This window comes from Roseovarius sp. D0-M9 (assembly GCF_037083805.1).
Lineage (GTDB): Bacteria > Pseudomonadota > Alphaproteobacteria > Rhodobacterales > Rhodobacteraceae > Roseovarius.
Window position 1 is genome coordinate 1 of sequence record NZ_JBAPKZ010000036.1, and the last position, 24,524, is coordinate 24,524.

Sequence of the window (24,524 nt, forward strand, 5' to 3'; positions counted from 1 at the left end):
GCGTCGAGGTTGGCCCCATGGGACGGGACACGCGCTACATCGTCACCAATCTCGAGGGTGGCCGCGGCAAACATCTTTATGAGAAGATCTACTCCGCTCGGGGCCAGGCCGAGAACCACATCAAATCATGGAAGGCCCATCTCGCAGCGGACCGGACGTCGTGCCAGAAAGCCAACGCCAACCAGATGCGCCTGATGCTGCACGGCTGCGCCTACTGGATATGGTGGAAGCTCCGCGCAGCTTGCCCGAAGCGTTCACCGTGGCGCCGCGCCCAGTTCGACACGCTGCGGCTGCATATCGTCAAGCTGGCCGCCACCATAATCGAGAAGAAGACCCGGATCATCGTCACACTGCCGGCATCGTGCCCGCGAAAGGGACTTCTCAACCTTCTCTTCGACGCCCTCGCCCCACCGAAAGCAGCCTGACGCAAGCGCCCCGACAACCCCGAAACATCAACTCACATCACCCGAGACCCAAGTCACCGGACGGCCTGCTACCCGGACGCCGACGTCGGGTGCGCGAGACAAACCCAAACCCCAGGAAACTGCCCCCCTGAGCACAAGTCCGCAGCTTCATGAATTATCCGGGCTAACAAACTTGCACAGTAACACCGTTCAGTGCGGCGGGCTGAATGCGTCCAATTTTGCAAAGCCCGGAATCTGCACTTTATCGCCGCCGTTCCTACCTGCAGCATCATTGAGTGTGGCAGCGGCGTGCCGAGTAACCGCCTTGAGTGAGGCGATCACGATACTTCGCATCTGCGCATCCGTGGCACACAGAAACCAATTCGACCGACGGCAAAGGGTTGGCACCAACCGAATGCAGGAGCAGCATCCAAGGCACTGACGTCGGTCAATATGACCTGGGAGCGGACCTCTGCCGACGCAGCTTGTAGCCCAAAAATCGCGTCATGCGGATGCCGTAGCACCACGCTGCAGCATCTGGACGGATAATCGCCTGTCCTGTGTCAAGGTTGTCGATTCAAGAATTCCTACAAGCCGGGAAGAGCCTGAGGAGGAAATACATACCGGATCTGGGTTGGCTGACAAAAGGACGGCTGCGCGCGGCGAAACCGTCCCTCCGGAGGTCAAGGCTTCAGGCCGCCACGATGAACACCGACAACTTGCCGCCAAGTTCAGCGGAGGCTTCCGCCAAGGTGCCGTGGTCCATCAAGGCCGCCAGCACCTGCGCTGACGTCGGTGGCAGGTAGAGCGCCCGTAGTAAGAACAATTGCACCAACGAGCAGCTTAACGTTGTTCAAATCAAACCTGTTTGCGTCCGACCATTGGACCGGACGGTGCCGAAGAGAGGTGGTCACGACGTGAGATCTGCAGAGAGGTAGGATGCAAAGCTCAATCCGAGAGCCTGCGAGTTGCGGTCGATCCTGGCCACGGTTTTCTCGTTGAGATCGAGCATCGAGATCAGGCTGTCTCGTTCCTGTGGAGACCCTGTTTCGAGACATGGAGTCGCTTGCGCTGACAACAGCTTTTGCACTTCTGAAATGCCCTTCGGACCGATGGAGAGCAAGGAACTGGTTCCTGAGAATTTCAAGGTATATACGTATCCATGAAAGAGCGTGACGGACTTTTTTTGTGGCTCGATGCGAGCCGTTTCAAGGTCTTGTGCCGGTGTGGTGTTGCTGGTCATGATTTCATCCTTTCTGGTCAAGGGTCCCTGTGAACGAGGTCGACCGTGCCCCGGAAGCTTCACATGGCCACCTTTTGCAACGTTTTTGGCGTCCGGACGTTCCGAACGGTCCTCTGGCAGGGTGTGATCTGGAGCGGGCGGGAGAGTCCTGATGATCATCGAACTCAAGTCGATCCCGGACATCTGCCCGAACATCTGGAGGTGCATGCCGAGCGAGATGCACGCGAAACGCTTCCTGAAGGGCATCCTATGGTTGGTCGACCGGCAGGCACTGTCCGCATTGCGGGTCGGTGATCGGAAAGCAAATCATCGCGTGCGGGTGGCAGGCCTGTCTCCTTCTGGTTCATTCCAAATGTGTCGAAAGATTCACATCGTGAGAAAACTGTTTTTGCAAGGCTTTCCGAAGTCCCGAAGTCGTCGCGAAACCGCAGCGCAGGGCAATATCCTGTCGGCTCATTTCAGTATGGGCGGCGAGGTCGCGGGCGCGTGTCAGCCGAAGCATGGTATAATACCGTGAAGGTGGAACACCGAGTTTTTCCATGAAGAGCCGCGAAATGGTTCGCTTGGAGATATTGGTGCGTTCCGCAAGTTCCTTGAGAGACAAGGGAGCCTCGATCGTTTCGGTCATCAGGGTCAGTATCTTTCCAAGGCGTGCAGAGCCACGGCCGGTCAATGAAGGAAGTGCGGTATCGGTATCCTTTCCCCTCGATTGTTCATGCAGAAACATAGCCGACACATCAAACGCGATTGCGGGGCCGAAACTGGTATCAATGAAATGCAAGATCAGGTCGAGGGCAGTGGCCGCGCTTCCGCAAGTCCAATAGCGCCCGTCTCGAACGAAACCGTCACGTGAGACCTTGACGGCTGGGAATGTCTCGGCAAACTCCTCAATCAGTTGCCAGTGCAGCGTTGCTGACCGGCCGTCGAGCAGGCCACACCTTGCCATCAGCCATGCTCCTGTATCCGCTCCAATAACCACATCATAGTCCCGCAGAGCGCGAATTCCGCGCCGGACCTTGTCGTTATCGGCGTCCTCGCGAAAGAAGTCGCCGCCGACCACCAGCGCCAGGTCGCAGTGGCCCCTTTCGGACAGTAGTGTATTGGGGGCGATGCGCATCCCGCTTGAGCTGGTCACCGGCTGATCGTCGTAGGTGAAAAATGACCACTTCAGGTCGACCTGGTGGCTGTCGCGGGCAACTCGCAGAGGCTCGAGCAGGCAAGCTAACCCGGATAATTCACAAGAGGGCGGCGGAAGTGGCGTAACCATCTGAAATTTGGTATATTTTGGTTGTCGACACCAAAACACTCAATTTTCAGGATCACGACCTCCGCCATGGCCCAACCTACGTGCTCCACGCCCCGCCTGTCACCCCTCAATGGCAAGCCGATCCTGCTCGGGTTTGATGGCGCCGACATGAGTTCCGACGCCGGGCTGGCCCTGCTGCGCGAGATCGAGCGCAAGGCGGGTCTGGCGCAGCGGCTGGCCGATTGCTTGTGCGATCCTCGCGATCCGGCGAAAGTCCAGCACAGCCTGTGCGACATCATCGGTTTCCGGATCATGATGATCGGGGCGGGGTATGAAGACGGCAATGACGCGACCGACCTGCGGCACGACCCCGGCTTCAGGATCGCGCTGGAGCGTGGCCCTGAAACAGGGCCGGCCTGTGCTCGCAGCCGACGATCTCGCGCATGGAAAACGTGGCCGATACCCGCGCGCTGATCCGCATGGGCCGCGAGATGGTCCGGTTCTACTGCCAGTCCTTTGCGCGCACCCCGGGCCGGATTGTGCTCGATATCGACGATACCTTTGACGCGGTTCATGGCCATCAGCAGCTGCGCCTGTTCAACTCCTACTACGATGAATATGGCTTTCAGCCGATCGTCGTCTTCGACGGCGAAGGCCGGCTCGTCGGAACGCTGCTGCGCCCAGCCCGCCGCCCCAAGGGGGCCGAGAGTGCCGCCCATATCCGCCGGTTGATCCGGCAGATCCGCGCGCACTGGCCCAAGACCGAAATCCTGCTGCGTGCCGACAGCCATTATTGCACACCGGAGGTTCTGGACCTGTGTGACAGGCTCGGGCTGCGCTATGTCCTCGGCCTGTCGAAGAACGGCCGTCTGGCGGAGAACGTCTCCGCCCTGGAGGCGTCGACGGCGGCGCGCTACGCCCGCACGCCCGGTCAAAAACTGCGCCGGTTCAAGTCTTTCTCCTACGCGGCCCGATCCTGGTCGAAACCCCGACGCGTCATCGCCCGCGTCGAGGTTAGCCCCAGAGGGCGCGATACCCGCTACATCGTCACCAATCTCGAGGGCGGTCGCGGCAAGCATCTCTACGAGAAGCTCTATTCTGCGCGCGGCCAGGCCGAGAACCACATCAAGGCCTGGAAAGCCCACCTCGCATCAGACCGGACCTCATGCTCGAAGGCGAACGCCAACCAGATGCGACTGATGCTGCACGGATGCGCCTACTGGATTTGGTGGAAACTCCGGGCCGCTTGTCCAAAGCGGTCCCCTTGGCGACATGCCCAGTTCGACACGCTGCGGCTGCATCTCGTCAAGCTGGCCGCCACCATCGTCGAGAAGAAGACCCGAATAATCGTCACACTGCCGACATCTTGTCCGCGAAAGGGGCTGCTACGCTTCCTCTTCGACGCCCTCGCACCACCGCGAACCGATTAATGCGAACGCACCGCCCGCCCCAAACCGAACACACACATTACCAGATCAACCAGGCCGGATGGGTCAAACACCCAGACGACGACACCCCCTGCGCGCAAGAAATCCAACCCAGCGTTCACCAGAAACGAAATCAGAAATCTCAGGCGTCATGAATTATTGCGGCTAAGACGATGTTCGAGAAAGTCTCGGAAAGGAATACCGCCACCTGGATCGGTTGGTTTGGCAATTTCGTACCTGTTTTTGGCAATATTAGCCCGAACTCCAGATTTCCACAAGCATAGAAACTGGTTGTGAAAGCTGCGATGCGAGACGACCCAACACGCTGCACCCAGCCGAGACCGCCAAGCCAAATACACCCCATAAGGAAGATCAGATGAGTCCTCGCCCCTTGGAAAATATCCGTGTTCTCGACTTCGGGCAGTATCTTGCTGGCCCACTCGTCGGCATGATGCTCGCTGATATGGGGGCGGAAGTCATTCGGATCGACAGACCTTGCGGCCCAGTCTGGAATGACCCGGCAGCGGAGATGCTGTCGCGCGGGAAATCGTCCTTGGTGCTGGATCTGAAGTCCAGCGTAGGGTTGCGCACGGCCGAGGCGCTGGTTGCACGGTCTGACGTCGTGATCGAGAATTTCCGCCCCGGTGTGATGAATAAGCTGGGGCTGGGGCCCGACCGTCTGCAACAGATCAACCCAGGGATCATTGCGCTCTCTCTCCCTGGGTTCGCGTCAACTGATCCTGATCTGGCCAAGGTTGCGGCCTGGGAAGCGATTATCGCCGCCCGAACCGGACAATTCACCGACATGGGGCTGAACCGGCGACTTATGGGCATCAACACCTCGTTCACCCCCTTGAGTTTGGCTTCGGCCTATGGCGCGGCGTTCGGCACGCTGTCGGTTCTTTTCGCGCTCGGCGCCCGGGACAGGAATGGGGGCGAACATATCGAGGTGCCGCTGGCGTCGGCGCTTCTCGAAGGGCTTGTCTATAACTGTGAGCAGATTCAGGACTACCCTGAGCGTTACAAATCCCCGCGAGAGGTGGAGCTGGACAGGCGCGCGGCCGAGGGCCTCGCGATGGACCTCAGCTATGATGAGTTGACGGAATTTCTCGATCCTTTCTACCGCACCTATCGCTGCGCAGATGGAAGGGGATTCTACGTGGTGGCGGGCAGCATCGCCACGCACCCCCACCGGGTGCTGGAAACGCTGGGTCTTGGTGATCTGGCCGACGAATTGCCCGATTTTGATCCCTATCTCGACAGTGCCCAGTGGCCCGACCAATGGAGCCTGAGAAACTATCCCGTCGGGGTTCGGGACCGCAAGCGCGTGGCCGACGCCATGCAGGCTGCCTTCCTTACAAAAACCGCAACGGAATGGGAGGATCTGTTCGGCCGCGCCAAGGCCCCGGCGACGGCACAGCGCAGCACCCGAGAATGGCTGGCAGATTCGCATGCGTTGGCCTCCGGTATCATCCTGGAAGTGGAGAGCATCCGGCACGGAACGATGCGGCAGATGGGCAATGTGGCGTGGCTTGCCGATGATCCTGACGCCACGGCCAAGTGTCCGGAACCCGAGCTTGACAATGCCCGTACACATCTCCCGAAGCTTTTGGAGGAAGCGCCACGCCTGCATACTGGAGAGGCACAAAATCTTCCGTGGCTTGAAGGGCTTCGTGTTCTCGATCTCACCAACGTGATAGCTGGTCCGACAATCGGCTCGACGCTCGTCCGGTTCGGGGCGGAGGTGACGCTGGTTCAGCCTGTCACACCAACAGTCGATCCGTGGAACGCTGTGGTGTTTGGATTGCATGCACAGCGCGGCAAGCAGAGCGTGTTGCTCAACCTTCGGTCTGAAGAGGGCCAGAACGCGCTCCAGAAGCTTCTGGAACGGTCTGATGTCGTCACCATCAATGCCACGGATGCGCAACGCGACGCCCTGGGCCTGTCACCAGAGCGGCTGAAGGACATCAACCCCCGTCTGATACTTGTCCAACTCGATGCGTTTGGCGGACCGCACATTGGGCCGAAGTCGGACCATTTGGGATATGACGACCTCGCGCAGGCCGCGACCGGAGTGATGACCCGCTTCGGCGGCGGGCCCGATTCCTCAGTATTCGCGATATCGCATTCGCCGAAGAAGAAAGCCTGGCGGCATGAAAAGCTGGTAGCCTAAAAACTGGGGCGCTCCCAAAGCGAGCGCCCCGACCTTTCTATCACTCTCTGCCTTTCCGGAACGGTTGGGCGCTCAATCTGGTAGTCTTGACAAGCGTGCTCATGATGTACGCGAAATCACACTGCAGGAGACGAGAGTGCAGTATCGAGAGTGGACACCTCGCCTATCGCTTCTCCCGGCGAAAGCGAAGTCGGCTCGAGCGGCCCTGGTTGCGATCATAAAGGCCAGCTCGTTCGACCCCTACCTTGATCTTGGCTCCGAAGCGGGCGACAGAGAAAACAGCCAGATAGCGGCGCATGTCTCAGGCCTGTTTGAATTCATCGAAGCGCTCGATGCCGATATCGACTTACTCCAGGGCGGCGAAGTCAATGGAGCGGAAACAATCTGGCTCTGCCCGACGATACCTCTTGGGTTGGTGGAAATCTTTGGCCTTACCGATTCCGCACTGGATGCGGCCATACAGCAGGCATTCAATACCCATCCCGAAATGGACCACCACGCCGAGCATCATGGCATGGCTGATTCCGAGGTTGTCTCCTGCAATATCGCTGTCCGCGATTGGACCATCTGCCTCTTGAAGCGGATTGGTCAGCTCGCGCCCACGTCTCGCAAAACAAACGGCTTTTGCATGAATGTCGCAGGCGAGATCGCGGTTGAACTTAGTGGAGCCAACTGTCGAGATATCTACGCGGCGATCGAAGATACTGCTGGCGAGCATGGCATCCTCGAGCCGGCGCTCTATGGAAGCGCTATCCTGAGGGCTATGGGACTTATCACCGCAAACGACTTTGGCCTCGGCATATCCAACGAGATTGCCATGGAATGGGCCGGAATCTCCTTGGCTCTCGCGATCGCCACCATTGCCGGCCCTCGAAGCGCCGAAGATCCCGTCGAGGCGTCCTCCGCTCTCATTTATGCAGACCTCGAAATAGCCGCGCTCAAGATATCACAACACGGCGTCGACAGCCCAAAGGTCAACTCATTCAGACAGGTTGTAGCTCTACCACCGAATGCGATCATATCTGCTGCCGAGGATCTCGCCAACAGGATGAATGGGGATGGGGTAACCGACGAAGCCATGCACGCAGCGCGTCGCATGCAAGCCCTGGTGCACGGCGACATCGAAACAGCTACGCCAGCAGCAGTATCGGAGGCCGCAGAGAAGTTCGTTGCATCGAACCAGTCCAGTATCGCCATCATTAACGAAGCACTGGGCCAGCTCCTCGATAATGCGAGCTTCGCGGCTTCCTTCGTTGCATCGGCAGGGGGAGTTCCACCTTCATCCTCCCCCAAGATGAAGAAAATCGAGAAGGCACTGACGGATGCGCTGCGGCGCCTTGATCCAGATGCGCCACCGATCACGATTCAGGCCCGCGCATGGCTAATGGCCGAAAGGTCTGAACGCAGGCGGCGCCGACTCTGAATACCTTTTTGGGCGCATGCCAAACCATGAGGTGTGCGGTTTGTGACATCCATGGCAAACCCGTTTGCCGTCATGTTTTTTGGTGCGCTCTTTCCTCAGTTTATGACCCGACGATGCCTGTGCTGCCTCAACTGTTCATTCTCGGCATTACATATCTGGTGGTTGATGGGGCTATCCTGCTGCTCTGGGGGTGGCTGGGAGTGCAAGCCGCTACGGTACTCAAGCGATTTTCCTTCGGCTTAGTGAACAAGATTTGCGGCGCACTTATGATCGGCGCAGCGGCATTGCTGGCGAGCAAGGACTTTCAGCCGCAACGGTAATCGCGTGATCGAATTACCGACATTCATGCCGATCCCGAGCGCAGTTCCTTGACCTCAGGCGATGTCGCCTGGCGGGCAGTATCCCCGGCCAGGCGTTGCTTGCCCGCTTCAAGGAATTCCTTCGACCACGTCGAATACAGGCTCTCGCTGATGATGCCAGCGCAAATTTTCAGTTTGTGATTCCCGCTAACCCATTTAGAAAAACCCCAATGCTGGACGTGCACCGGGGTCAGGATAACTTCTGCTCTTCTTCTCAGACCGACTGCATCAGCGCGACCTTGTTCGTCCACTTCGGGTCATCGACCGCTTGCGCGAGAACGGCGGCCACGTCGCCACGTGCGGCTTTGCCCTTGACGTCAACATCGTCGCCAAAGGCCATCTCGCGGTTGCCATCGTCATCGGTCAGGCTGACGGGCCGGACGATCGCATACGAAAGGCCGGACGCTTTGAGACGTTCGTCGGCCTCGTGTTTTGCCTGCAGGTAGTGGCCGAGCTCACTGTCAGGGTCGGGGTCTTCCGCGCCGACGCTGCTGAGCATTACGAAACGGGACAGACCGGCAGAGGCTGCGATGTCGATCAGTCTTTGCGCGCCGTCACGGTCGACCTTTTCGGTCATTTCGGGGCCGGTAGACCCACCGGACCCGGCGGCAAAGATCACTGCCGCGCAGCCATCGCAGACATCGTCTTGAAGGTCGGTAAGATCGCCGTGGCGCAGTTCTGTGTCCTTCGGAAGGCCGCTTGTATCGGACTTTTCGCGAACCAGGGCAACGGTCGAGTGTCCCTTTGATTTCAGTTCATTCATTAGGCGCAGGCCCGTCTTTCCGGTGGCACCGGCAACAAGGATTTTCATGAGATGATCCAATTCAGCCTGTTCAAGTCGTGTCGGGGCCAACGCATGTCCGCCCCGAACGGTTTCTCACAGAAGTGCGAGCAGCTTGCGCGCGGCCTCTTCGGAGGATGCAGGGTTCTGGCCCGTCACCAGCTTGCCATCGGTCACGACGAACGATGCCCAGTCGTCACCCTTCTGGTAGTCGCCTCCGTTTGACTTCAGCATGTCTTCAACCAGAAAGGGCACCACATCGGTGAGACCAACGCCTTCTTCTTCGGTGTTGGTAAAGCCGGTCACGGTCTTTCCCGACACCAGCGCTTTGCCGTCTGCACCCTTGGGGTGCTTGAACACTGCGGGGGCGTGGCACACCGCGCCGATGGGACGGTCGCATTTGTCAAAGGCTTCGATTAGCGCGGTGCTACTCTTGTCCTCGGCGAGGTCCCAGAGGGGCCCGTGACCGCCTGGGAAAAAGATAGCATCATACCCATCAGCAGAGACGGTTGACAGAACGTCTGTGTTGGCGAGATCTTTCTGCGCTGCATCATCGCTCTTGAACCGCTTTGTCGCGTCAGTCTGCGCATCGGCCGCGTCGCTGGTCGGATCAACCGGCGGCTGACCACCCTTTGGTGAAGCCAGTGTGACGTCGGCGCCTGCGTCCTTAAACACATAGTAAGGAGCGGCGAATTCCTCGAGCCAGAAACCAGTCTTGTTGCCCGTGTCGCCGAGCTTGTCATGTGATGTCAAAACCATGAGAATTTTCATCCATTATTCCTTTATATTGCAATTCAAACAATCAGGCCACCGACGCATTCGTCGAAAGCCTGCGTTCAGCAGACCAACGAATGCTGCGGGTGCTTGTTCCAGTCAGGTGATCAATTCTTCCTGATACCGACTTCCAGCGGCAGTTCTGACTGAGAAACTGGACCAGCAGTTCGCCTGGCGCCTCGTCGGCCGCACGCGTCGGAGCCTGCGCGAAGCCGCGCCGCAGCGTAGGAGCAGACAGGGAAAGGCAGTAGGGGCTCACTGCCGACCTTCGCTGCGCCTGCGGGTGCGCGACATCTGCCGTCAGGTCTGCCGCGAGAACGAGGTCGACATCTTGCGCGGGGTGCTGTCGAGCGATCATGTCCACATGTTCGTGTCGGTGCCGCCAAAGCTCGCGATCTCGGACCTGGTGCGCAAGATGAAGGGCCGTTCGTCCCACAAAGTACAACGGGAATTTCCCGAATTGCGCAGGCGATATTGGGGACGTAGGTTTTGGGGGCGCGGGTACTTCTCAACAACCAACGGCGCCATCACCGAAGACATTGTACTTGGAACAGCACATCGCTGATCCTACCGGCGCCAGCCGGTAGTCGTTCAGTTTGCAGGTGCAGCGAATGTCGGCAAACCGCCGCCTGCGTTGTGGTCCTCAGCCTGCTGCTGACCGTCCCCCCGCTCGAGCTTATGCCGTTCGCGAGTTCCGGATCGATGATCGTGATTGCGATCGGCCCGGGGCTCTTGCATACGGGGCCGGCGGCGCGGGCGGAGGCTCCGCGGCGGGATTGAGAGGGCACCCGAAAGCGTCGTTCCGACGGCTCCTGATTACCAACAGTGGCCATCACATGAAGGGCGGCACAGAAAGCGCCATGTGGCGGCTTTGCGGCATGTTATTGCGTCAATTGCTGGGAGCCTTTCCATCTTTTCAATCTTCTTCCTGAATCCGTGCGAAACAGTCCTTGCAAAATCCGTGCGAGAGCAGGGCGACCTCGTCACCACCTCGCCGATAGTACTCGGATGGCTCAATCCATTCTCGCCTGCCGGTCGGCGCCCCAATGGGCCAAGCCACGCGGGCACATATTGCGCAAAGGGTCAGGATATCCTCTGCATCGTGATCCGCAACTGCAGCGCCGAACAGGGGTAACGCCGGGCGCTGCTGAACCGAGAGCGTTATAGACTGATAAAGCAGGTGGCTAACGTCATCATCATTTTTGATTGGTCTGACCGAAAGACGCATGTCACGTCGCAGTTTCGGCGCGTCGCAGCGGTAATCAAACTGCACGGCTGCGCGCTTCTTGCTGAGTACGCTGTTGAAAAGGTCTGTGAAAGTCCTGCGGACCGCATCACCGGCAATGAATTGCGTCACTGGTTGGTCGAGCACAATTTTATTTGATCGATCTTGAGCGTCTTTATCTTGCGGCGCATTATCTTCGAAGAACTGGAGCCAGTTTGGCTCGCCAATCTGTGCGATGTGCAAATCAGAATCGAGGACCATGGTAATCCCGTCCATGGCGTCAAGAAGGCTTTGATGCGAGACAGTCATGCGTGGCGTCCCTTCTATGGCTACAATAGCAATTTATTGATCGCGGCCATCTAAAAATCGCGAATTCATCTGGTCGACGATGCAGATGTCGCCACAACGAATTTTGTCAGTCCCCGAACATCTTGCGCAGACGGTGCGCGAGCTCCCGTCTTCGATAGGGCTTCTGCAATAGTTCGAACTCCTGATTTAGTCGATCAGCGGAGACGATATCTGACTCTTTATAGCCGGACGTGAACAGGATGGGCAGTTCAGGGCGCAGCTCTTCAACCGCCTTGGCCAGATCATGACCGGACATCCCACCCCTCATAACGACATCAGTAAACATCAGATCGATGTTCCTGCTCTCACGGACGATCGCAAGCCCAGCGGGACCGTCCGGGGCCTCGGACACCTCATAACCGAGTGAGGCGACCTGCTGCACGACGTGCTCGCGCACCATGTCGTCGTCTTCGACCACCAGCACGTGCTTGGACCCGGGCTCGATCGTGCTGGCCGGCAAGGCTTGTCTGGCGATCGGCTTGGTCATCATGGTCTCGGTCTGGCTATGTGATCAGTCGCTAAAAAGGCATATCGATCTAATCTTTTTTGGCGCCGAAGGATTACATCAGCAGCGCTTTAAGAACCATGCTGCTCATTAGTTCGTAACCAATGATGTTGGGAAGAACAAGAAAGCTGACGCGGATTTTCAGGAACCTACAGTCAGGTTGATCAAAAAGAATGGTACCACGGATCTTTGTTGCAGCAGAGCGCGAAAGACCGTTTCCGAGCACTGAATTTGCAGAGGCAGCCATCCGCGCGTTGCTGACCTTGATGCTTGGTGGAGCATGGGGGCGTTGAACCTGAGCCGTGAATGACCGCTTTCATGTCTTTGACAGAATGCCCTTGCAGATGCAGCGAACTCACACTTTCCGCCCTCTCGTCCGCATTTCGTGAACGGCCCGGAGCTGCCGTTCGTAGTGTCGGTGCTATGCTGCGGCGCGGCCCGTCGAACCGGCCGTTCGCTGCACGCTGAAAATCTTGGGCCCGGTGAACTTGCACACTGCGGAGTTTTCTGCGGTTGAGTAGCCAGACATGAAGGTCCGTCCCTCTCGGCTTTATGGACTTTCCATGTGGATCGCACACGGTTTGCAAAAAACAGAGCCGTAAGCGTGCTCTTTTGACGACACAAACTTACACAGCCTCCTTCTCGTCGTGCCCAGTTGCAAAGCCTTTCCATAGAAAGGGGCACTATGCGCCTCACCAGAGATCCATGGTCAGCAGCCCGCCATTGACGAGGACATTGGCCATTGCGTTTCAGAACGAAGCATTTTTCTGGTGAAAGATCGCGCCGGGAGCCGCGCCTTGATTTCAGTACTGTTGGGCTTTGCGCCAAGCCCTGACGAGCCGTGCGCTATCCGGCCCAGCACGATGCGGCGCCGGATCCCTTTCAAGGCTTTCGTAAAGCATATCGAGTGCCAGGCCGGAAAAATGCGCAAAGGAAACATGGTCGTAGTCCTCGACCTTTTGTGCCGTGACGCCCCGGATACAGGCACTTTTCCCGTCAGGTGCTCAAAAAATTTATCTACAACCTCAGCCGCGATGGGAGCGTCATGCAAAGCTTCAAGCGTGATGCCATGCACTGCGGCACTCTGTAAGGACCAATCGAAAAGGCTCCAATTCGAAGCGGGCCGGATCAACGAGCTCCAAGTTTGAACGTATCCGTTTTCCAGCCATGACAGACCAACTTCGATTGGCCAGCTATCCGGCGAAAGACTCGACGCTTCAAAGTCCAAGGCCGCGTAGACCTCGATGTCAGTGGTTGTTTTCATATCGTGTTTCACCTCGTGCAAGCTACATTGGTGAAGAGGTTGGCCATTAAGCTTCGGAACGAAGAAGAAAAAAAAGAATTCGACTGTCAGCCAGCAAAGTCCGACGGAATTGGATCAGCACAATCAGCATAGGGATGTTTATGGGGCGCACTACGGACGCCTGATCTGCACTGTACCAATAAGAAATCGAAGTGATGGTGAGGTCTGTGGCCGATTGAAAACGGTTTGCACGACGGTTCATCCATCACTCTCACCCTTCTCGTCTTGCTCGGTCGTCCATTCTGTCACGGCGGTCACGGCCACCTGCGAGGCGGTCGGCACCAGCGAAACATAGTCGCCCGCCTCGTCCACCGAGGGCGCCGAGCGGATCGTCATGCGGTAGGCGCACCAGGCGGCGATCGACAGGAAGGTGCCGGCGATGAACAGCCAGAACCCTTCATCGCCGATCAGACTCATCATCTGGCCGGTGATGAGCGGCCCGGCAATGGCGCCGATTCCGTAGATGAAGATGATTCCGCCCGAGGCGGCAGGCATATCCTCGAGTTCGAGGTAGTCGTTGCAATAGGCGATCAGCAGTGAGTAGAGCGGCGAGGCCATGCCGCCCATCATGAAACCCGTCCCCAGCAGGACCGGAAAGCTCGGACCGAAGACCCAGGGCGTCAGGCTGGCGACGCCTCCCATCACGGCGACGCCGAGGATCAGCAGGCGCCTGTCGAAGATGTCCGACAACCAGCCCACGGGCAACTGGAACACGATGGAGCCGAGGAAGATCGAGGCCACGAAAGTGGTGATCCGGCCAGTCGACAGGCCGATCTCGCTGCCATACACCGACGCCATGCCGAACTGGGCCGCGAACACGCCGCCCAGCAGCAGGGTCCCCACCGTCGCCAGGGGAGAGGTTTGGTAGAGCCGCTTCAGGCTCATCGGCTTGATGTTTTCCGCCAACGGCACGGGGCTGGCCGACAGCAGGATCGGGGCGAAGGAAAGCGACACCAGGATGGAAGCGATCGCAAACACGGTGAATGTCTCGACGGGCGTCACGCCAACCAGCAGCTGCGCCCCGACAAGGCCGAAGGTCTGCGCCAGCATGTAGGCCGACAGAATCGTGCCGCGGGTCGTGTTAGTAGCCTTCTCATTCAGCCAGCTCTCCGCTGACACGTAGACGCCCGACAGGCAGAAACCCAGCAGCAGACGGATGAGCGCCCAAGCCCAGGGCTCCACGAACATCGGAAAGGCGATGAGACCCGCGGACATGAAGGAGCCTAAGGCCGCGAAGACCCGCACGTGACCGACACTGCGGATAAAGCTCGACGCCATGCGGGAGCCGATCAGGAAACCGGCGAAATAGGTCGAGGTCACAACCGATAGCTCGGATGTCGAGAACCCTTCCAGCCCGCCGCGAATGCCCATCAGCGTGGATTGCATGCCGTTGCCGATCATGATGAGGAACACGCCAAAAAGTAGGGCCCAAACGCGCAAAATGACTATCATTTCTGGGCCTCGCGGAATTCAAGCAGGTGTCCACGGCACCTCCGGGCCAGGTATCCGCGAGGCAAAGTCAACAGCGTCACGTCCGTGATTGCAAGCGATGACGGCATAGACCCGGGGGAATTTTCCGCCTTTGCTCGAACGTTGATCGAGTGGTTCCTGACCAGCATCCGATCGACGCGTTCGGCTTCTGCTCCGGGCTTTTCACTACCCTCCGTATTTTTCGGCGAAGCAAGAATGATCCGAAAATTCCGAGCTTTGTTCGTGTGTTGCCGGATCAAAGTGTGCGCTTCGTGATAACGTATTCCAGATTTACGCAAATGCACCGCAAGTCCTCCGCCCTGCCCGCGCCGCTCACAGCCCAGACCGGAGGCTCGCCATCTGGTCCGAAGCTGCATCGGAGCGTCACCGAACCAGCCATTCGTGCAGCGTGCATCATTTCATGGCTGTGGATAACCGCAGTGCGTAACCTTCCCGCCGTTCGCTGCGATGCGTCTGCAGCAAGGCGCTCGCGGTAGACAGTTAAGCCGGCCGTTACTCAGAGGATGCTGCCGGGAACGCACAGCGGCTGGTCAAGTTGTCTACTTGCGAGCCGCCACCTTTTCCGGCCATTTCCTCGCGTTCCCTATAGACAAGGACACCGCATGAATACGCATTTTCGCTCACGCGCCAGCTTTCTTGGCACTGTTACAGCTTTCCTCATTCTGGTGGCCCCGCTTGCCGCACAGGAAAACGTTGGGTCCCTTGTAGACGAACAGCTTTCGGTGCCGAACGTCTCCGCGCTCCCCGCGCCATCCGAGCGTGTAGGCGAGTATGCGGACGTGAACGGCGCACGAATCTTCTATCAAGCCGCCGGCGACGGCCCGGCCTTGCTCCTGCTGCACGGCTACCCGCTTTCGGGGGCGATGTTCGGACGCGTTCGCGCGGCGCTCGAGGACGACTGGACCGTGATCACCGTGGACCACCGCGGCTACGGGCTCAGCGACGCACCTGATGTGCCTAACTCCATCGAAGTCTATGCCGAGGATGCGCTTGCGGTGCTCGACCATCTCGGTATCGAGCAGGCAGCGATCGGCGGAATGTCGATGGGCGGTCCGATCGCGCTGTCAATGTATCAGATGGCGCCGGAACGCTTTTCGGGAATGATCCTGATCGACACCACGGCCGGTTCCGCGGGCCCGCCCGAGGCTGGACTGTGGCGCGGTGTCGAGACGGTGATTTCTGAGAACGGGCTCGCGCCCATCATGCCCGCGCTCATACCCGACATGCTCACAGGTGTGACGCGCCTCAACGAGCCTGAATACGCCGAGTACCTGACTGACATCATGCAGGGCGCCACCGACGCGGCCGGACGGGGCGGCGCCATCGCGCTGGCGGAGCGACCAGATTTCACCGACATGCTGGGTGAGATCGAAGTTCCGGCGCTGGTCATGGTCGGTATCGAAGATGCGCTCTATGCAGTGTCGGTGTCGCGCGACATGGCGGATGCGATCCCCGAGTCGACGCTCGCGATTCTGCCGGGTGGCTCGCACGCCGCGGTCTTCGAGGCGGCCGGACACGCCGCAGCGGCCATCCAGGATTGGGGTGAGACGCTTCAATAGGCGCTGTCGTTCGCCGTGTCGGTCGCTACACGTCCGACCGGGTCCGTGACGAGATCGGCCGCAGCCCCGCGAACAGACCAACGCGGAAGAGCAGACCACACATGTCAATTGCCCCGACCCCAGCCGAAGCGTTTCAGCGCGCCGCCAATGAAGGTCAGCGGCGTCTCGATCAATCGATGATCGAGTTGATTGCGACCGGCTTCATCGCGGGCCTCACCATCATCTTCGGGATGGTCGCCCTCGGCACCGTTGAAGCGCTTTTGACCGGGGCATCTCACGGCACCCGCCGGATTGCAGGCGCGCTTGCGTTTGCACCCGGCGTCGTGTTCCTGGTGGTCGGGCGCGCCGAACTGTTTTCTGAAAATTTCTTCGACCCGGTGGCGACCATCGTGGACCGGAGAAACCTCGGCATGATTGGCCTTCTTTTCCGCCTGTGGAGCGTAACTTTCCTGCTGAATCTTCTGGGCGGCGGGTTTTTCGCGTGGATCCTGTCACTTGAGGGTGCGTTACCCGACGGCGCGCCTGCGGCGCTAACCCGGGCGGCCGAGGAGATTGCAGGGCGTGGCAATCTCGTCTTCTTCGTCAAGGCCATATCGGGCGGTGCGCTCGTGACGCTGCTGTCGTTTCTGTTGCAGGCGGTAAACACTGTGAACAGTCGGATCGTCATGGCCTACATGGTCGGGTTCCTACTGACCATCGGACCGTTCGACCACGTCGTCGTGACGTCGCTGCACGTGCTGTTCGGAATTTTTCTGGATGCCCGGGTAGCAATTTGGGATCTTGCAAGGTGCCTGCTGATCGTGACGGCGGGAAATCTGGTCGGTGGTCTCGGTCTCGTTACCCTGACCCATATCGCGCAGGCGAAAGGCTGAGCCGCCGGGCCATTGGATTGGATCGCGAACGATCATTTTCGGGAGCAAGGAGCATGTTCGGGAAGCGCCCGTCGCCATTCTGTGAGGGTGCCCGCCGACACTGCGGCCGGCGAAGGTGCCCGCGCAGAAGCGGAACGTTCGCGTGGCGCCGTGCATTTTCTTTTCAAGATTCAAGCGCCAGGCAAGAAATGGAGACCATCATGTCCAACAAGGACCGCACAGACCCGGCAGCAACGCTGCCGCGAACGCCCAACGAGGAGCGCGCCGAAGTGAACGAGGCGTCCAGGACCCCCGAGAGGAGCGTCGGACAAAATCCTCGCCACCGACCTGCCCGCCCCGATCCGGAAACGGGCGAAGTCCCGGCCGGCCCCGGCGATGCCGGTCTGCAAGACCACCCAGATCGCAGTGCCGGCAGCCCCGGGACAAAGCAGATGTCGAACAAACGCTTGGGGCTTGGGCTGGGCATCGCAGCGCTGCTGGCGGTCTTGGTGTTTGCACTGATGTTCTGAGTGTCGGCCTGCCGGATGCGAAACGCGTGAAAACCTGCATTCTCTTGATCCGACGTGTCCAGAAATCGGGAACGCTGGCTCGAGCACCGTGTTGTTAGGGGACGAAGGCGGCCATGACAGTCGCTTTTGCAAGCCTAACGAAGCGAACACGATGACTATGAAGAAATTCACCTATCCGAAGACGAGTACACCTCGATTCGGTCGTCGGCGCTTCGGTCTGATCAGCCAGACGAAAACTGATTTTCCAATCAAACGTCCGGCCTGTTTCCAGCAGGCCGAAACATCCAGAGGAGAAACAACATGACTTCCAAGACCCTTTTGCACCGCACCACTGTAGGTATCGCGATGATCGCCACCCTCGCCACCACGCCGCTGGCGGCTCAGGAAAGCGGGTCATCCGGGTCCAGCGAAAGCCAGACCCAGGCCGACGCTACACAATTGATAAATCCGGATCAGCGGATCGCGTCGGTGGGTGAGACCGAGATCATCGGTTCTGACGTGAGCGAATTCATCGACAGCCTACCGCCCCGGATGCGCCAACAGCCGCCGCAAGTTTTGATATCCATGGCGGTGCAGCAGACGGTATTGCGAGAACTCTTGCTGCAGGAGGCCGAGGCGCAGAATCTCGGTGAGGATCCCGAGGTCCAGTCGATCGTCGAGCAGTCCGCTGACGTGGCCCGTGAAGACGCCATGGTCCAGGTTTACCTCGTGCGCGAGCTCGAGAATCGCGTTACCGATGAAGCGGTGCAGCAGACCTATGACGAGATCGCCGAGCAGACCGAGGAGGAGTTGCCGCCGCTCGAAGACATCCGTCTTCAGATCGAGCAGCAGCTTCAGCAACAAGCCGTTCAGGGTGTTCAGCAAGACCTCGCCGCTGACGTCGAAATAGTGTTCTACGGTCCCGATGGCGAGCCGATGGAAGCCGGTTCCGACGAAATGTCGTCGGACAATCAGTGAGATCGTGCCTCCGGTTGATTTTGCGCCGCCGCGGGCCTTATATCCCGCGGCGGCCTTTCTGTTGCCGCACCTCATCTGTCTCAAGAAGAGATGCTACGGCGTGGTTCACAGCGCTCTTGCCGATGGAGTTGCAGCTTCGCGCTGCCCATTCACCCTCCCAGAGAGAGCGTCCGCTCCTCCGTATCCTGCCAGTTCAGGCCCTGCGCGGTGAGGGTCGGCTATCGCAGGTTCGAGTCCACCGCGTAGCTTCCGCTCCGGGTTGGGAAGGTCGAGTTGATCTTGGTCCTTCTCTGAAACAGTCCGAGGGTTGGGCCGCAACGCTACTTCTGCGATGGCCTCGGCGTCGTCGTAATCGTTCTTCTGCCCTTGTTGAAAAGCTTCATGTAAATCGCCGGTATGATCCGCGGCTCGAACCCCATACCCCGCAGAGTTTGGCTGGCAAAATGGGCGCTGAGGCAAGCCTCCATCCACACGATGTATCCTGGGAGTTGCTCAAAAAAGGTATCCTTTGCCAAGCGCTTGATCTGCTTGCGCATGACCAACTGGCCCGACCTGATGAAACGTATCCTACCCGACGTCGATCCCGATGACGGCGAGGTCTTCGATGCATCCTGTCTTCTTTGCGCACATAGCCTCTGAGCCAGTGGCAATAGATGTCAAAGCCGCGGCCATCAAAATGACCGACGGGTTGCCAAGGATAGACCTATTAATCTGACCAGCCCGTCACCCTGCAAAAGGTGAGCGCCGTCCATGAACATGGAGACGGTGAGAACACCAGTCGACGAGCACAGACTAAGTCAAGAACGACAGCAAGCTTGGCGTGCTGCCGTCGAGCGACCCAGTTTGCAGGTTCACGATTAAAGGTAGTTCCTTCCCTCGGATACTAAAGGCTTATCCCTTTGGCTCCGGCCTCCCCAGATCTTGTGAGTGAAGGGTTGCCGTCGGACGGTGTTCATGCAATGTTCTGACCATGCCCTCCCGCTGGAAAACCGACCGGTCAATGTCGCGCCAAGCCTTTGAGTATCTGAAACCGCATGGGCCGGGCCAGATACACAGAGTTCATGATACTCCCGGCGGCATCGAACGAAACGCACCAAAGGATGCCTGAGCCGCAAAACCGGACTGGCCATGGCCTTCAAGCTGATGATGTCCGCCCAAAAGAAATGGCGCAAGCTCGACGGTCAAAATCGACTGCCCGAGATCATCCAGGGGATTGAGTTCCGCGACGGGCTCCGCCAACTTCAAGCCGCCGCCTGATCAAGTGTCACCAACTTCTGCGCATATCTCCACCGACCGGTGCGTTCGAGCCATGTTCCAAACTGCGGGCAAATGCCGGCATCCTGAGCCAGCAGTGGGTCAACCAAGTTCAATGGTGGTAGAATCCACGAACTTGGCAATAGGGACTAACAGGTTGAGGGGGGCCGGCCCGCTGCGAATACGACCGGACGTATCATAATGTGATCCATGGCAAGGGCAGAACCAGCCATTAAAATCCCCTGCTTCACCCAGAGGCACGCACCCCAGATGGGTGCATACACCAATCATGACCAGCCAAGTTCCTTCGGGCATATCACTCCCTTCGAACGGGAGCGCGCGGTTCTCATCCAGAGCAGGCACTTCTCCGGGCAGGTTGGCATTGCGCGCCACAGGATCAATCAGTTGCACCGCATCCGCCTCACGAGCCGCCGCGATCTCTTCCGCCGTTCGGGCTCGGATAAAGACCGGTTTGCCTTGCCATGCAACAGTAAGTTGGGTGCCAAGTTCCACCCCAGAAACGTCGACGCGAATGGAGCTCAGCGCGAGTACATCAGCGGTCGGGTTCATCTGGTTGATCAATGGCCATACGGCGGCACCAGCCGCGACAGACGCAGCGCCAGCTGTCGCATAATAAAGGAAGTCTCTACGGGTACCTGAGTCAGTGTCTTCCTCCGCCAAGTTGCTCTCCCTTAGTTACGACAGGTCAGTTGAGGACTCTCCCTCACCACAGCAACGGGCGAGAGCAACACATGTTCCAATGAAAGGCTTATCCCTTTGGCTCCGGCCTCCCCAGATCTTGTGAGTGAAGGGTTGCCGTCGGACGATGTTCATGCAATGTTCTGACCGTGCCCTCCCGCTGGAAAACCGACCGGCCAATGTCGTGCCAAGCCTTTGAGGCGAGCTTCCCTGACGAGGTAGCGTGCGCCCGGTATCTTGTTGAGCGGCGCTGGCCGGACGGCTTTGTCTATCCCGGATACGGCCACACTTCGGGGTGGGCGCTGAGGCGCCAGCGGCCGACATGGGAGTGCTCGGGCTGCGGGCGGCAGACCTCGGTGACCGCGGGCACGATCATGCACCGCAGCCATTTGCCGCTGCGGACCTGGTTCCTGGCCGCGCATATCATAGCGAGCCACTCCAACGGGATCTCGGCGCTCCAGCTCCAGGCCCAGTTGGGCCTCGGCAGCTACAAGACAGCATGGCTGCTTCTGCAAAAGCTCCGGCGCGCGATGGTTGACCCCGATCGGAGCCTCCTGCAAGACCTCGTCGAGATCGACGAGACCGAAATGCCCTTCCGCTCAAAGCACGATCCCGTCGACCGCCCCAAGGGTGGAAGAAGCCCCGTGGGCAAGATTTTCGTCGTTGGGGCAGTTGAATTATCGGAGGACGGGAAGCCCCGTCGCATCCGGCTCGAGCACATCACGAACGGGTCGCGGGACACCCTGCATGGCTTCATCGGTCGATCCGTCGAACCCGGAGCGCACATCGTTACCGACGGCTGGCTCGGATACGAAAACCCGCTGGCGAACACTCACGAGGTCCGCGTCGTCACGGGTCGGAAGGCGCACGACCTCCTACACTGGGTCCACCGCGTCTTCTCGAACTTCAAGCGATGGGCCAAGGGCACCTTCCACGGCCTCCGGAAGCGCCACGTGCAGCGCTACCTCGACGAGCTCGTGTTCCGATGGAACCGCCGCCGACACATGCACGGCGCCTTCGACAGGTTGCTCGGGATAGGGGTCGACCTTGCCCCGGCCACGTATCGCGACTTCGTCGCGCAGCGCGTCTGAGGCGAAAACCAGCCGGGCACACTGCTACCACCGCTCCGTCAAAGCCTTCTTCACCCCGATTACAGGCCGAAACCAGGATTCACAGGCTGCCCGGACAAATCAACATGTAGAGAAACCGGCTTCACAGGGATAAGCCTTAGGATACTAAGCAAAGAAAATGCGGCAGATCGAGCTGCCGCATTTTTATCGATTTTAAAGAAGGTTCATTTATGGTTCAAATTCTGTCTGAACCTGATCCTATTCCATTCCTTCGACGATCGACTCCGCACAGGAATCGGCCACCTCCGACTGATACTTCTCGCTCACGTTGCTGACCCAGCCGGCCTCGATCACGAAGTCGTCGCGCTGATAGCTTGATTCTTCTTTCAGCAACGCAATCTGTTCAGGCTGTTGTTCGGCCTTGGCTACGCATAGCGGGGTGAACGCCCGAACGACGGCCGACTCTGCGCCGGCCGATCTCATCTCGACCGCCGTGCCGCCGGTCACCCATCCGCCCCAGGAAAAACCGATGATCATCGCGACGATTGCACCGCCGACTGCACCCCAAAGGGCAGGTTTCGTAGCTTCTGGAAGTTTCATTGTCGTTCTCCTATCTTAATTTAATGTCTCGTCACGCGGTTTGAGTACCAACACGAGATCTTGGACCCAAGTCGTGTTCCGGCCCTTATCTCTGAGAGGGCTAACACCGGTAAAATTTTAGCACACCACTGGTATTTTTGTGATTGATTGCCACGCGCGCGATACAAAGTCCGCAGTGGCACGCCATTAGATTCACGGCAGTGAAGCTCGAAACACAGTTCAAGCCCATCTTCTTAACCGGTGGCGAACCCCCAGGTGGCTGTCGACGTAAACGGTCGGGGTGGAGCATGGGGATTTTCTACAATACCAAAGCGCTAACCAGCATCATCGCACCCCACGATGCGGCCGCGAGGTGAAGCGTCAGAAACCCGCGCAAACATACCCGCCCTTGGTTGCATCAATTGCTGCGCGATCCCTTCAGGCGATCGACCTTCGTTTGCACGCAGCCCACCATAACATAACTCACGCCCAGCTCACAGTTCCTCAGCTCGTAGAGGGTGCGCAATAATCCAGTTTGCTTCAAAACGGGCTTCTCTGCATCAACGGGAACGGAAGGCTCTACGCCGGGTTGTTCAACACAAATGGGGGTCTGTCGCCGATGGCGCGCCGTTCGCGGCCAGTTTCAATTCAATGATATTGGGCGAATATGAAGGAGAGTACTATGACAAACCAATTGCTGCATCATACTGTTTTCGCGGGCGCCTTGGCGATCTGCTTTACGATCGCCGGCGCGTCGTCGCAGGCGCAAGACGCGCAGATGACGCCCCCAAGCGATTTCACGGCCATCGTGGAAGAGCTCAGCCCAGCAGTCGTCGGCATCACTGCGCGTGGCATGGCACCGCCGGACCGTGCTGTCCCGGAAGGTGGGCCTTTCGGAAATCCTGGCCCGTTCGGCCAACAACCCGGCCAGCAGGCGCCAGAGCGAGAAAGAGTGGCGGGCGGATCCGGCTTCATGATTAGCGAAGACGGCTATTTCGTTACAAACAATCACGTCGTTGAAGGCGCCTCCGAACTTGAGATTCGTCTCGCGGATGGCACGATGCGTGAGGCGGAGCTGATTGGCACGGACCCTGCAACCGACATCGCGGTCCTTCGGGTCGCTGATACGGACGATATCGCCGTTGCTCCTTGGGGCGACAGCGATGCAATGGAACCCGGAACCTGGACGATTGCCATTGGAAGTCCCTTCGGGCTTGGCGGCACTGTCACGGTCGGCGTGCTGTCGGCCAAGTCTCGCGTGATTGGTGCGGGACCCTACGATGCGTTTCTGCAAACCGATGCCTCAATCAATTCGGGCAATTCGGGTGGGCCGCTCTTTAACACGGATGGTGAGGTCATCGGCGTCAATACCGCAATCTTCTCGCCCGGCGGCGGCAATGTCGGGATCGGCTTTGCCGTGCCGTCCAGCATCGCGCAGGGCGTGGTGCAGCAACTGATCGAGACAGGGGTGGTCGAGCGCGGCTTTATCGGCGTGAGCTTGCAGGGCATCAACGAGGCCCTTGCACGCGCTCTCGAGCTTGACGGCACCGAGGGCGCCATCGTTTCGGGGGTAGAGCCTGGCGCACCGGCTGCGGTGGCGGGTATTCGTGAAGGCGATGTGATTCTTTCCCTCAACGGCCAGCCCGTTGAAGATCCGCGCGAAATCTCTCGCAGGGTTGCGGATATCGCGCCCGGATCAGAGGTGCCCATCACGATCTTTCGCGACGGTGAGCGCATCGAGGTCACATTGACATTGAGCGAGCGCACGCGTGCGTCAGAAAACGACGAGGCCATGCCCCCCGAGGGCGAGATGATGGGCGTCAGCGTCTCTCCGGTGCCTGAACTGGTGCGCCGCAATCTTGGCCTCGAAGAAGGTCAGGCGCTCTTCGTGCAGGGCGTGCAGCCCGGCAGCCCCGCCGCGAAGGCGGGTATCATGAAGGGCGACGTGATCCGCAGTGCTTCAGGTCAGGATGTGGCAACCGTCGAGGCGCTTTCGAGCGCATGGGCGAAGGCACGACAAGCCGAACGTCCGCTTCTGCTTCGCATCAACCGAAATGGCAAAGGGGTATTCATTGCCGTCGAGGCGGCGCCAGAAGACGCAGCGCAGAGCGAGTAGAGCAGACCCGCTCGGTGGGCACGCGCGCGAACTAAGCGAGGTTCGGGATCAGCTCGAAGCATCGGCACAAGGCGATGGCGACACCAAGGCTGAGGTGATTGAAAGCCGGGACGCAAATCCTTCGCCATGCAGATGCTTGTCTTGCCGTTGATCTCCAGCTCGCCCACGAGGAGCGCGATCACGCCGATTACAGCTGCGCTTGGCGGT

Annotated in this window: 22 protein-coding genes and 4 pseudogenes; 13 read left to right on the forward strand and 13 right to left on the reverse strand. The window is 59.0% G+C overall.

Going from position 1 to position 24,524, the window contains the following annotated elements; translation table 11 throughout:
• Nucleotides 1-425, forward strand: a 425-nt coding sequence (locus V8352_RS17890; protein ID WP_336425655.1) for a transposase, incomplete at its 5' end; no start/stop codon positions are given.
• 670 nt (nucleotides 426-1,095) lie between these two features.
• Here V8352_RS17890 and V8352_RS17895 read toward each other — a convergent pair.
• From V8352_RS17895 to V8352_RS17905, 3 genes are all read right to left on the reverse strand, one after another.
• On the reverse strand, nucleotides 1,096-1,236 hold the full coding sequence (locus tag V8352_RS17895) for a hypothetical protein (RefSeq protein ID WP_336425656.1): 141 nt from the start codon (nucleotides 1,234-1,236) through the stop codon (nucleotides 1,096-1,098).
• Nucleotides 1,237-1,314: 78 nt separating this feature from the next.
• On the reverse strand, nucleotides 1,315-1,647 hold the full coding sequence (locus tag V8352_RS17900; RefSeq protein ID WP_336425657.1) for a hypothetical protein: 333 nt from the start codon (nucleotides 1,645-1,647) through the stop codon (nucleotides 1,315-1,317).
• A 343-nt stretch (nucleotides 1,648-1,990) separates the two neighbouring features.
• Nucleotides 1,991-2,914, reverse strand: coding sequence for a GlxA family transcriptional regulator (locus tag V8352_RS17905; protein WP_336425658.1), 924 nt, complete (start codon nucleotides 2,912-2,914; stop codon nucleotides 1,991-1,993).
• A 66-nt stretch (nucleotides 2,915-2,980) separates the two neighbouring features.
• Here V8352_RS17905 and V8352_RS17910 point away from each other — a divergent pair.
• The 4 genes and pseudogenes from V8352_RS17910 to V8352_RS17925 all read left to right on the forward strand — a co-directional run bounded on the left by V8352_RS17910 (nucleotide 2,981) and on the right by V8352_RS17925 (nucleotide 8,236).
• A pseudogene (locus tag V8352_RS17910) lies at nucleotides 2,981-4,323 on the forward strand (IS1380 family transposase).
• A gap of 373 nt (nucleotides 4,324-4,696) precedes the next feature.
• The gene (locus tag V8352_RS17915; RefSeq protein WP_336425659.1) at nucleotides 4,697-6,493 is read left to right on the forward strand and encodes a CoA transferase; all 1,797 of its coding nucleotides are present in this window, start codon (nucleotides 4,697-4,699) and stop codon (nucleotides 6,491-6,493) included.
• Between the two features lie 136 nt (nucleotides 6,494-6,629).
• Nucleotides 6,630-7,916 carry a hypothetical protein gene (locus V8352_RS17920; protein WP_336425660.1) on the forward strand — a complete coding sequence of 429 codons (1,287 nt, stop codon included), beginning with the start codon at nucleotides 6,630-6,632 and terminating at the stop codon, nucleotides 7,914-7,916.
• Between the two features lie 113 nt (nucleotides 7,917-8,029).
• Nucleotides 8,030-8,236 carry a hypothetical protein gene (locus V8352_RS17925; RefSeq protein WP_336425661.1) on the forward strand — a complete coding sequence of 69 codons (207 nt, stop codon included), beginning with the start codon at nucleotides 8,030-8,032 and terminating at the stop codon, nucleotides 8,234-8,236.
• A gap of 253 nt (nucleotides 8,237-8,489) precedes the next feature.
• On the opposite strand, the gene V8352_RS17930 is transcribed toward V8352_RS17925, so the two are convergent.
• The 3 genes from V8352_RS17930 to V8352_RS17940 all read right to left on the reverse strand — a co-directional run bounded on the left by V8352_RS17930 (nucleotide 8,490) and on the right by V8352_RS17940 (nucleotide 10,188).
• Nucleotides 8,490-9,086: an SDR family oxidoreductase gene (locus tag V8352_RS17930; protein WP_336425662.1), complete on the reverse strand. Its 597-nt coding sequence runs from the start codon at nucleotides 9,084-9,086 to the stop codon at nucleotides 8,490-8,492.
• 66 nt (nucleotides 9,087-9,152) lie between these two features.
• Complete coding sequence (locus tag V8352_RS17935; RefSeq protein ID WP_336425663.1) at nucleotides 9,153-9,827, reverse strand: type 1 glutamine amidotransferase domain-containing protein; 675 nt, start codon at nucleotides 9,825-9,827, stop codon at nucleotides 9,153-9,155.
• A gap of 31 nt (nucleotides 9,828-9,858) precedes the next feature.
• Nucleotides 9,859-10,188, reverse strand: a complete 330-nt coding sequence (locus V8352_RS17940; protein ID WP_336425685.1) for a hypothetical protein — start codon at nucleotides 10,186-10,188, stop codon at nucleotides 9,859-9,861.
• Between V8352_RS17940 and tnpA the strand changes: the two are divergent.
• Nucleotides 10,108-10,417 (forward strand): annotated as a pseudogene (gene tnpA, locus V8352_RS17945) (IS200/IS605 family transposase); the annotation flags it as partial. The gene V8352_RS17940 and the pseudogene tnpA sit on opposite strands and share 81 nt — an antisense overlap.
• Nucleotides 10,418-10,746: 329 nt before the next feature.
• Here tnpA and V8352_RS17950 read toward each other — a convergent pair.
• The 4 genes from V8352_RS17950 to V8352_RS17965 all read right to left on the reverse strand — a co-directional run bounded on the left by V8352_RS17950 (nucleotide 10,747) and on the right by V8352_RS17965 (nucleotide 14,624).
• Entirely contained in the window at nucleotides 10,747-11,364 is a 618-nt protein-coding gene (locus tag V8352_RS17950) for a hypothetical protein (protein WP_336425665.1), read from the reverse strand.
• Nucleotides 11,365-11,470: 106 nt separating this feature from the next.
• Nucleotides 11,471-11,893: a response regulator gene (locus V8352_RS17955; RefSeq protein WP_336425666.1), complete on the reverse strand. Its 423-nt coding sequence runs from the start codon at nucleotides 11,891-11,893 to the stop codon at nucleotides 11,471-11,473.
• Between the two features lie 724 nt (nucleotides 11,894-12,617).
• Complete coding sequence (locus tag V8352_RS17960; RefSeq protein ID WP_336425667.1) at nucleotides 12,618-13,172, reverse strand: 3'-5' exonuclease; 555 nt, start codon at nucleotides 13,170-13,172, stop codon at nucleotides 12,618-12,620.
• A 237-nt stretch (nucleotides 13,173-13,409) separates the two neighbouring features.
• Nucleotides 13,410-14,624: an MFS transporter gene (locus tag V8352_RS17965; protein WP_336425668.1), complete on the reverse strand. Its 1,215-nt coding sequence runs from the start codon at nucleotides 14,622-14,624 to the stop codon at nucleotides 13,410-13,412.
• A 680-nt stretch (nucleotides 14,625-15,304) separates the two neighbouring features.
• Between V8352_RS17965 and V8352_RS17970 the strand changes: the two genes are divergently transcribed.
• The 4 genes from V8352_RS17970 to V8352_RS17985 all read left to right on the forward strand — a co-directional run bounded on the left by V8352_RS17970 (nucleotide 15,305) and on the right by V8352_RS17985 (nucleotide 18,599).
• Entirely contained in the window at nucleotides 15,305-16,261 is a 957-nt protein-coding gene (locus V8352_RS17970) for an alpha/beta fold hydrolase (RefSeq protein ID WP_336425669.1), read from the forward strand.
• Between the two features lie 101 nt (nucleotides 16,262-16,362).
• On the forward strand, nucleotides 16,363-17,133 hold the full coding sequence (locus V8352_RS17975) for a formate/nitrite transporter family protein (RefSeq protein WP_336425670.1): 771 nt from the start codon (nucleotides 16,363-16,365) through the stop codon (nucleotides 17,131-17,133).
• 200 nt (nucleotides 17,134-17,333) lie between these two features.
• Nucleotides 17,334-17,642 (forward strand): hypothetical protein, encoded by a 309-nt coding sequence (locus tag V8352_RS17980; RefSeq protein WP_336425671.1) that lies wholly within the window; start codon nucleotides 17,334-17,336, stop codon nucleotides 17,640-17,642.
• Nucleotides 17,643-17,942: 300 nt separating this feature from the next.
• Nucleotides 17,943-18,599: a hypothetical protein gene (locus V8352_RS17985; RefSeq protein ID WP_336425672.1), complete on the forward strand. Its 657-nt coding sequence runs from the start codon at nucleotides 17,943-17,945 to the stop codon at nucleotides 18,597-18,599.
• A gap of 264 nt (nucleotides 18,600-18,863) precedes the next feature.
• On the opposite strand, the pseudogene V8352_RS17990 reads toward V8352_RS17985, so the two are convergent.
• Nucleotides 18,864-19,229 (reverse strand): annotated as a pseudogene (locus tag V8352_RS17990) (IS110 family transposase); the annotation flags it as partial.
• Nucleotides 19,230-19,673: 444 nt separating this feature from the next.
• Between V8352_RS17990 and V8352_RS17995 the strand changes: the two are divergent.
• Nucleotides 19,674-19,856: pseudogene (locus V8352_RS17995) on the forward strand (IS256 family transposase); the annotation flags it as partial.
• A gap of 99 nt (nucleotides 19,857-19,955) precedes the next feature.
• Here the strand turns inward: V8352_RS17995 and petA are convergent.
• Nucleotides 19,956-20,534 carry a ubiquinol-cytochrome c reductase iron-sulfur subunit gene (petA, locus tag V8352_RS18000; protein WP_336425673.1) on the reverse strand — a complete coding sequence of 193 codons (579 nt, stop codon included), beginning with the start codon at nucleotides 20,532-20,534 and terminating at the stop codon, nucleotides 19,956-19,958.
• Between the two features lie 167 nt (nucleotides 20,535-20,701).
• Between petA and V8352_RS18005 the strand changes: the two genes are divergently transcribed.
• The gene (locus V8352_RS18005) at nucleotides 20,702-21,643 is read left to right on the forward strand and encodes an IS1595 family transposase (RefSeq protein WP_336425674.1); all 942 of its coding nucleotides are present in this window, start codon (nucleotides 20,702-20,704) and stop codon (nucleotides 21,641-21,643) included.
• Between the two features lie 237 nt (nucleotides 21,644-21,880).
• Here the strand turns inward: V8352_RS18005 and V8352_RS18010 are convergent, their stop codons facing one another.
• A complete protein-coding gene (locus V8352_RS18010) occupies nucleotides 21,881-22,222 on the reverse strand; it encodes a hypothetical protein (protein WP_336425675.1) in 342 nt (113 codons plus the stop codon).
• A gap of 661 nt (nucleotides 22,223-22,883) precedes the next feature.
• Between V8352_RS18010 and V8352_RS18015 the strand changes: the two genes are divergently transcribed.
• Complete coding sequence (locus V8352_RS18015) at nucleotides 22,884-24,317, forward strand: trypsin-like peptidase domain-containing protein (protein ID WP_336425676.1); 1,434 nt, start codon at nucleotides 22,884-22,886, stop codon at nucleotides 24,315-24,317.
• The last annotated feature ends 207 nt before the right edge of the window (nucleotides 24,318-24,524 follow it).

What these genes read in the sequence shown, in the direction of transcription:
- V8352_RS17960 (WP_336425667.1), bottom strand. Translation starts at nt 13,172, where the DNA reads ATGAAAACAACCACTGACATCGAGGTCTACGCGGCCTTGGACTTTGAA.
- V8352_RS17915 (WP_336425659.1), top strand. Translation starts at nt 4,697, where the DNA reads ATGAGTCCTCGCCCCTTGGAAAATATCCGTGTTCTCGACTTCGGGCAG.
- V8352_RS18010 (WP_336425675.1), bottom strand. Translation starts at nt 22,222, where the DNA reads ATGAAACTTCCAGAAGCTACGAAACCTGCCCTTTGGGGTGCAGTCGGC.
- V8352_RS18015 (WP_336425676.1), top strand. Translation starts at nt 22,884, where the DNA reads ATGACAAACCAATTGCTGCATCATACTGTTTTCGCGGGCGCCTTGGCG.
- V8352_RS17905 (WP_336425658.1), bottom strand. Translation starts at nt 2,914, where the DNA reads ATGGTTACGCCACTTCCGCCGCCCTCTTGTGAATTATCCGGGTTAGCT.
- V8352_RS17955 (WP_336425666.1), bottom strand. Translation starts at nt 11,893, where the DNA reads ATGATGACCAAGCCGATCGCCAGACAAGCCTTGCCGGCCAGCACGATC.
- V8352_RS17940 (WP_336425685.1), bottom strand. Translation starts at nt 10,188, where the DNA reads ATGATCGCTCGACAGCACCCCGCGCAAGATGTCGACCTCGTTCTCGCG.
- V8352_RS17950 (WP_336425665.1), bottom strand. Translation starts at nt 11,364, where the DNA reads ATGACTGTCTCGCATCAAAGCCTTCTTGACGCCATGGACGGGATTACC.
- V8352_RS17930 (WP_336425662.1), bottom strand. Translation starts at nt 9,086, where the DNA reads ATGAAAATCCTTGTTGCCGGTGCCACCGGAAAGACGGGCCTGCGCCTA.
- V8352_RS17900 (WP_336425657.1), bottom strand. Translation starts at nt 1,647, where the DNA reads ATGACCAGCAACACCACACCGGCACAAGACCTTGAAACGGCTCGCATC.
- V8352_RS17925 (WP_336425661.1), top strand. Translation starts at nt 8,030, where the DNA reads ATGCCTGTGCTGCCTCAACTGTTCATTCTCGGCATTACATATCTGGTG.
- V8352_RS17935 (WP_336425663.1), bottom strand. Translation starts at nt 9,827, where the DNA reads ATGAAAATTCTCATGGTTTTGACATCACATGACAAGCTCGGCGACACG.
- V8352_RS17975 (WP_336425670.1), top strand. Translation starts at nt 16,363, where the DNA reads ATGTCAATTGCCCCGACCCCAGCCGAAGCGTTTCAGCGCGCCGCCAAT.
- V8352_RS17980 (WP_336425671.1), top strand. Translation starts at nt 17,334, where the DNA reads ATGTCCAACAAGGACCGCACAGACCCGGCAGCAACGCTGCCGCGAACG.
- V8352_RS17985 (WP_336425672.1), top strand. Translation starts at nt 17,943, where the DNA reads ATGACTTCCAAGACCCTTTTGCACCGCACCACTGTAGGTATCGCGATG.
- V8352_RS17970 (WP_336425669.1), top strand. Translation starts at nt 15,305, where the DNA reads ATGAATACGCATTTTCGCTCACGCGCCAGCTTTCTTGGCACTGTTACA.